6 protein-coding genes are annotated in these 6,647 nt (G+C 48.5%); 2 read left to right on the top strand and 4 right to left on the bottom strand.

Annotation, left to right across the window (positions count from 1 at the left end; genetic code table 11):
* From HUX64_RS07985 to HUX64_RS07970, 4 genes are all read right to left on the bottom strand, one after another.
* Positions 1-1,282 (bottom strand): glycoside hydrolase family 15 protein (locus tag HUX64_RS07985; RefSeq protein WP_217426467.1); only part of this gene is annotated, 1,282 nt, incomplete at its 3' end.
* A gap of 1,422 nt (positions 1,283-2,704) precedes the next feature.
* A complete protein-coding gene (locus tag HUX64_RS07980; RefSeq protein ID WP_174625708.1) occupies positions 2,705-4,156 on the bottom strand; it encodes a relaxase/mobilization nuclease domain-containing protein in 1,452 nt (483 codons plus the stop codon).
* Positions 4,141-4,665, bottom strand: a complete 525-nt coding sequence (gene mobC, locus HUX64_RS07975) for a plasmid mobilization relaxosome protein MobC (RefSeq protein ID WP_174625707.1) — start codon at positions 4,663-4,665, stop codon at positions 4,141-4,143. Before mobC ends, HUX64_RS07980 begins: the two co-directional genes overlap by 16 nt.
* Before the next feature lie 225 nt (positions 4,666-4,890).
* Positions 4,891-5,262, bottom strand: coding sequence for a hypothetical protein (locus HUX64_RS07970; protein WP_174625706.1), 372 nt, complete (start codon positions 5,260-5,262; stop codon positions 4,891-4,893).
* Between the two features lie 241 nt (positions 5,263-5,503).
* On the opposite strand from HUX64_RS07970, the gene HUX64_RS07965 reads away from it, so the two are divergent.
* Entirely contained in the window at positions 5,504-5,941 is a 438-nt protein-coding gene (locus tag HUX64_RS07965) for a hypothetical protein (RefSeq protein WP_217426466.1), read from the top strand.
* Positions 5,938-6,645, top strand: a complete 708-nt coding sequence (gene stbB / locus HUX64_RS07960; RefSeq protein WP_174625704.1) for a StbB family protein — start codon at positions 5,938-5,940, stop codon at positions 6,643-6,645. Before HUX64_RS07965 ends, stbB begins: the two co-directional genes overlap by 4 nt.
* The last annotated feature ends 2 nt before the right edge of the window (positions 6,646-6,647 follow it).

Genomic DNA, 6,647 nt, shown 5'->3' with positions numbered 1-6,647 from the left:
GAGCCGTTGTCGGCCCTTCGCGAACGATGAAGCTCAATGCGCGGCGCACCATATCATTGACTCGTATTTCACCCAGCGCATTGCGCTCGGCCAAGGCGCTGGCAAGCAGTACCGGAAACGCCGTTTCATCAAGCTGAATGCCCTGCCAGAAAGGCTTGCCACCTAACCATTGGTTTTGCAGCCAATGACCATCGGCTTGCTGAGTCGACATCAGGTAAATCAAGCTTCGCTTTGCGTCGCCAGTATCGCCAAGCGCCAATAATGCGCCCGTTGTTTCGACCAAATCGCGCGACCATACTAAATGGTAGCCGCCCCGGCTGGTGCTGGCTTCGCCCCAAGGCACCGATAAGCTGGCAATAAAAGCGCCGGGAAAGGTATGGTCTTCATGCGTTTTTATCACTGCTGCCGATCGATGCAATAGTGTCAGTGTTTTAGAGTCGAGCAGATCGTCTAATTTTGCCGGCCAATGCAGGGTCTTCAGCCATTGCTGCCAACCTTGGCAGTATTCAATCCATAATGCATCAAAGCCGGACGCCAGTGTTTGCAATGCCAGGGTCGCAGCAGCTTCACGGCTGGCGGAAAGCCCCATAGCCAATGTTCCGCTACAGGGTAATTGGGCAGTCAGCGCCACTTCGCCGGGTCCGGCGTGGGCATAATGCCAGGTCATCGCATTATTGCGTTTAAAATCCTGCCAGCCATCGCTGTTACCGACTAATCCAACTGACCGTTGCTGTAACGCCGGACGGCCGTCGCGGTCGACTGCGACCAAAGCCATTCCGAACGGTCCCTGTTCAGCCCATAATAAGGAATGACCTTCCCATTCCTCCGTCCATGCCTGGTTATTAGCCGCATCCTCGCCAAGCCGAGGGGCTGCCAATAGATAGAGCTGCAGATCTGCATCGCCTTTTAATATAAAGTCGACCACCAGCACATCACGTTCGGGATCGACGCATATTTTCAGGGTCAGTGTAAAACGGCCATGGTGATGAATGACAGTTATTGCCGGGACGACATCATCTTGCCAAGCCACCGAATAGTCGTTGAGCCTGCGTATCTCGATCCAGAAATCTCTGCCGTTAGCAACAATGAAACCTAAATCTTTTAACTGAGGAATATCCACCCGCGGATAATAAACTTCAGTAACGATGCCTTGCGCCACCGTAAACCATACGCATGAAGAACCTAATGCCGTACCGACGGCATCTTTAACGGCAGGCGCCCAGGTCGGGTAAATGCTGGAAGGTATAGGCGCTGTGCCGTGAGGATGCGGTTTTTTTGTCATTTGAGTATTCCTTCATGATTAGGGTCATATCGAAATTGCAAGATAGAATTATTCTACATAAAGGTAGGTACCGCCCCATAGGATTTGCTGAAAACCCTTTCATAGCCATATTTGCCGATGATTTTACGGCCACCAAATTTTATTAAAAAAGTGTCCCCCATGCGGCAATAAAATGGCTGCTATCCGATGCGTATAATAGTTGCCCAAACCTATGGCGTTAATGTTTAATTATTTAATAGGTTGGTGCATCATGGAAGCCACAAGCGACATAAAGATTCGCTGTGTTGCGCAAATGAACGTTTGTGCAACGCTAGGCAACGCGAATTAAAAACAGAGTCTTAGAGACATTTACCGCTCTCGGCCCCCAAGATTCCGAAAATAGTTGATGAAAAAATCTCCAACGGTGCTGGAAAATATATTTTTGAAATCCTATGGTGCGTTAGGTACCTTTATGCAGAATAACCCTACATAGGGTTTAAAGACTGTCCGAAACCGGTCGGTTTCGTACTGGGACGTTATAGCGCGGCCTTCAATTGTCACTTTTCAAAGTCGGTGTCAGCAGATTGTCATAGTCGACGTCAGCGGGACATTTGGGGATGAAGCTTAAAACTCAAAAAGTAATGTCGCAAAAGTGTATCGAAAATATGTACTTTCGCACCATATTTTTGCGACATAAAAAATGTTGATTTTACTGAGGTTGCCTGATTGTCGCAGAACTTTCAATTTTCGCGACAACCCATTCATGCAGTTGGTTACAAATTTCTGTTCTACCGAGTGGTCCGCACTCATGCAACTAGGTGTACCCATTTTTGCGATGTGCTGACGTCGACTTCGACAATTTGCAACATGATGACATCGGGTTTGAATACTATTGACATCGACTATGACAATTTAATTTGCATTCATCGATATTCTACGCGGGCTCAGGCTGATTACTGCTGACATCGACTTTGAAAAGTGACACACTTAGAGCTTATGCATGTCCGTACTAAATATCCGCTATATTTAGTTACGCTTAATTAATGAATGCCCGCAAGAAACTTTATTTAATCAGCTCAAACCCAGCAAATTTTGCGGCCTTCTTGTCAAACGTAAGCACGCTTTCACACGGATGTCCTTTTGCAGAGTAGGCAATTAGGACTGGCGGGAGCATTTGAACAAAGAATTACGGTTACGATTTATTTTTTAGCCTTATCAATAAGATATATTTAAAGTTACTTGTTCCATAAACAATCAAATTCGCGGTGTTTGTGGAGGATATAAAACATTGTTTTTTTATAAAATTAGCATTCCTTGTTTACCCAAAGCGTAAGTTTCTGTTCAAATGCTCCCGCTAGTCCATTGCCCCCAATAACACCAAGCAGGGAAGGGCGTTAAATCGCCGGGTGGAAATCGCTATAACGCCGACAAAGACCTAACAACTTACCGCTCGACATCCTTACCTACCGACCTCGGCGCGGCTTGATCCGCGCCTTTTTTTTGCTCATTTGCGGCTTGGACGCCAGTAGTAACAGATTGAACAGCTTCAGCCTGTTTAGTGAACCGCTGTCTAAGATCACGTTTTAGAAGATTTTGCGCCGTAGGTAAATCCGCCGCCTTATCGACGCGCGGCAACGCATCAACAAAGTCGCGAATTTGCGCTGCAAGCGCTTTATTCTCAACGGCAACCTCTTTATCCCATTTCATCACTATTGCGCTTCTAACAGTGCGAGAAGCGCCAATTCCCGACCGTCGCAAGTCAAGATCGGCGGTTCGTTGCCGTCCCATACGATCAGGTGCATCCGGCTGCAAAAGCATTTTAGTTGATCGTGCGTGTTGAACCATACTGACGCGGGACAAGTTTCGCAGGCCGGGGAGGGTTCCGGGCGGTGCCGACTGTCCAGATTTCTCAAGATTGGACTGATATACAGCGGCAGCTCGCTGGATGGCTCGCGCTCGATCTGTGTTGATTCGGTCATAGTTGGGTCGTTCATTGACAGGCTCCTTATTATTAAAAGTTAATCGGGGATTCTCGTTCTCTAGTGCCTCAGCCGCCGACAACCAGGCGCGGCGGATTTGCTTCTGTTGAGATAATAAAATCTTTTCCCACGGTTTAGCATCCACCGGCAAACCGTTGGTCTCGGCGGCAATATCTTGGCTAAGTTGGTCGGAGGCCTCCTTGACTTGAGCCGCTTTCACTTTAGGGACGCGTGGTTTATGGGTCTTGTCGCCACGCTCAATGTGGCGTACTACGCTACGATCCGCCTTCTTCACTACACCACGACTACCACGCGGGGTCGCCTCGGCGTCTACGCCTTGATCCCGCAGATGCTCAGCAAACCCCTCCCTCCATCGTTGTAAATCGGCCTTGCGCGGATTCAACCGTTTACCATCGAAACCAAGACATTTGACGGTTAGATGACAGTGCGGATGCGGCTCATCGGTATGATGGGCAAAAACATATTCATGATTCCTTCCAAATGTCGCTCGCGCAAACTCGCGCACGGCATTCTTGACGGATAGCTCATCAGTGCCTTCCGGCATCGATAACACCATGTGCATCGTATCGCGCTGGTTCTTGTGTCGCTTGCTATCGCCAAAGTCCTTTTCCCAATCTTTGAAGAAATCCTTAACCTCGGCTTTGCCGGTCATTACTTCGCCTCGGTCATTTTCTAATTCAAGCTTCCCATTGCGAGTGATGTAATCAAGATGGGCTTTTACGTGCCCGGCACCCTTTCCAAAACCGGTAATCTTTACCATGACTTCGGTTGCACCACGACTGACGCGCTTTGCCTTTGCTTTAAGTTTTTGGGTTCGGTTCGCCTTCCGTTTGACCGATGATTGCAACGCCTTGTTAAGCTCTGACTCAATTAACGCCATTAGTCCGCATCCCACGCATTTTGACTGGTTCGCACTAAAGCACGAATCACAGACCGGTTATCATCAATAACCTGGCTCAATTCGGATAACAACTTGAGTTTCACCCGGTCGGTATCTTCAAAGGCAATATTTAACGCTTTGGCTATCTGGTTGACGTTGCGGCCAATGGCCGCCAACTCGCGACCGCTGGCTTGTAATGCCAGAAGCTCTTTGTCGGTCATGACAGGCTGACCGGTAACATTCGATTGCACCAAGGCCGCCACCCACCGGCTAACGGCCATACCCTTAGAGCTGGCTCGCGTCTTAACCGCATCCACCAAAAAACCCGGTATGCCAACGGTAATACGGCTAGATTTTGTGTTATCGGGGCGAAGCACAATAGCATCGGCGCTTACCTCTTGCTGATCAACCAACATTAACACAACAGACCGCAATAACTCTGCTTCGGTCATTCCTTGAGATAAGGCAATCTCATGAAACCGCTCTTTAGTATCATTATCAACAGTTGTTTTTAGTACAGCCATAATAAGCCCTCGTATTGGTGACAAAATCCGGACGCCGGCGAGCTGGCCGTGTCACCAGTGCCGCACTGGTGACAGGCTGCGCCCGGATCGGGACCAGCGCCGGGCGGTCGCTGTCACCAAGCCGCCGAGTGATGACAGATCCCCGTGCCTGGCCGCGCGAATCTGTCACCATTTGCTGATACCGGCGCATGGTGACAAGGCCTGGCGATCGATGCACCTGGATTGTCACCACTGGCGTTTTCCAGATAGACACGAAACAGCATCACGCAACCGCATACGTCCGTTTAATAATGCCTGTTCGATAACCATCAGCTCCGCCGCAAGTCGATCATATTCCTTCGCCCGCCGAATAGAGGCCTTCGCCTCATCAATCTTGGCCGGGTCCGCGCCAACATATTTACGTTCTCGCTGTCCGTCCTTGCTTGGGTAAATCAGGTACAGGTATTTGCCTGAGCGCCAATGTTCATTGGCGTATATGAGTCCCGCTTGTTTCAAGGCATTCATTTCATTTTGTTTAACCATCAGCTCCGCTTTTTGCGCCGCAATCAATGCGGGCAATTGGTCGGCCAATACCTCAACGTCTGTTATCACGCTCATACCGTTTGCTCCACAAATAAAGAGAAAAAAAAGGGGGGGGTAAAAGGGTACATTATGGTACATAGTGTACCAGACTGCGGCATGAATGCCTATCCTGCCCTAGTCCCAACCCCCCTCTTTCTTTTTAACATTTGTGGTACGCAAATGGTACGTATAAAGAACACGTATGGCACAAGTGCCATACACATTTTATACAAAAGGATGATAAGAGACGTTGAATAGAGAGCAAAAAGGGTACATAATGAGGACGCTAACAACATACCAAGCCTATAGAATGGACAAAAACGCAATCACCCAAAAACTCCGGGCGCTTGCCAGTGATGATAAACATCGCTCAAAAGCAGCACGATTACGAGACGTAATAGAAGACGTGGAAACCGCCCTGGCGGCAGGTGTACGGCGGGCAACCGTGGTTGATGTGCTGCAACAAAACGGCCTCGATATTTCAATGGCAACATTCGCAACAACACTCAAACGAATACGAAAACAACGCGGCAAAGGGGTAACGGGAAAAGCCAAACTGACAAAGCCAGCATCAGCGCCGGTAACACCTCCAGCAGAAGAGAACACCGAACCGACCGTAGTAGGTTCAAGCAATCCAGCCGATTTAGATGAAATCATCGGGAATACACCCGATCTCGCGGCATTAGCCAAATTTGGAAAAAGGAGCAAGAAATGAAAGTAGCAGTATTAAATTTCAGTGGCAACGTTGGCAAAACCACCGTGGCCGGGCATTTATTAAAACCTCGCATGGGTGACGCGCAAATCTACTCAATTGAATCAATCAACATGGGAGCGGACGCGGACGGCCTCGAAGTGGAAAAAATGAAAGGTAAGAAGTTCGGCGAACTGATCGATGAAATCATGCCACTTGATACCGCAATCGTTGATGTAGGGGCATCCAATGTTGAGGATTTTCTAAAACTAATGCAGCAGTACGATGGATCACATGAAGAGTTCGATTTTTTCGTAGTGCCCGCAGTAAAAGAAAAGAAAGTCCAAGCGGATACTGTGAACACGATCCGCGCATTACAAAAAATCGGCATCGACAAAAAGCGGATACGGATGGTATTCAATAAAGTCGAGGTTGATGAGTCGGTAACAGACGAGTTCGCAGCACTGTTCGGCCTGGCCGAATCAGAAAAGTCATTCATCGTTAAACCAGAATCGGTGATTTACTCAAACGAAGTGTTCGAACGGTTGAAAGCAGTCGGCAAGTCCCTTGGCGACATAACCGCAGACGAAACCGATTACCGCGCAAGGCTCCGGGAAGCAACAAACGAGGACGAAAAGGATTTCTGCATTAAAATGGTCGCCTTAAAACGCTTAGCAACGACCGCAAACAAGAATCTGGATGCAGTCTTTAAAATACTGTTCAAATAGGC

The sequence above is a fragment of the Candidatus Methylobacter favarea genome (assembly GCF_902806695.1).
Lineage (GTDB): Bacteria > Pseudomonadota > Gammaproteobacteria > Methylococcales > Methylomonadaceae > Methylobacter_B > Methylobacter_B favarea.
The sequence above is the reverse complement of the archived record's forward strand: the minus strand, read 5'-3'. Positions and strand labels throughout refer to the sequence as shown.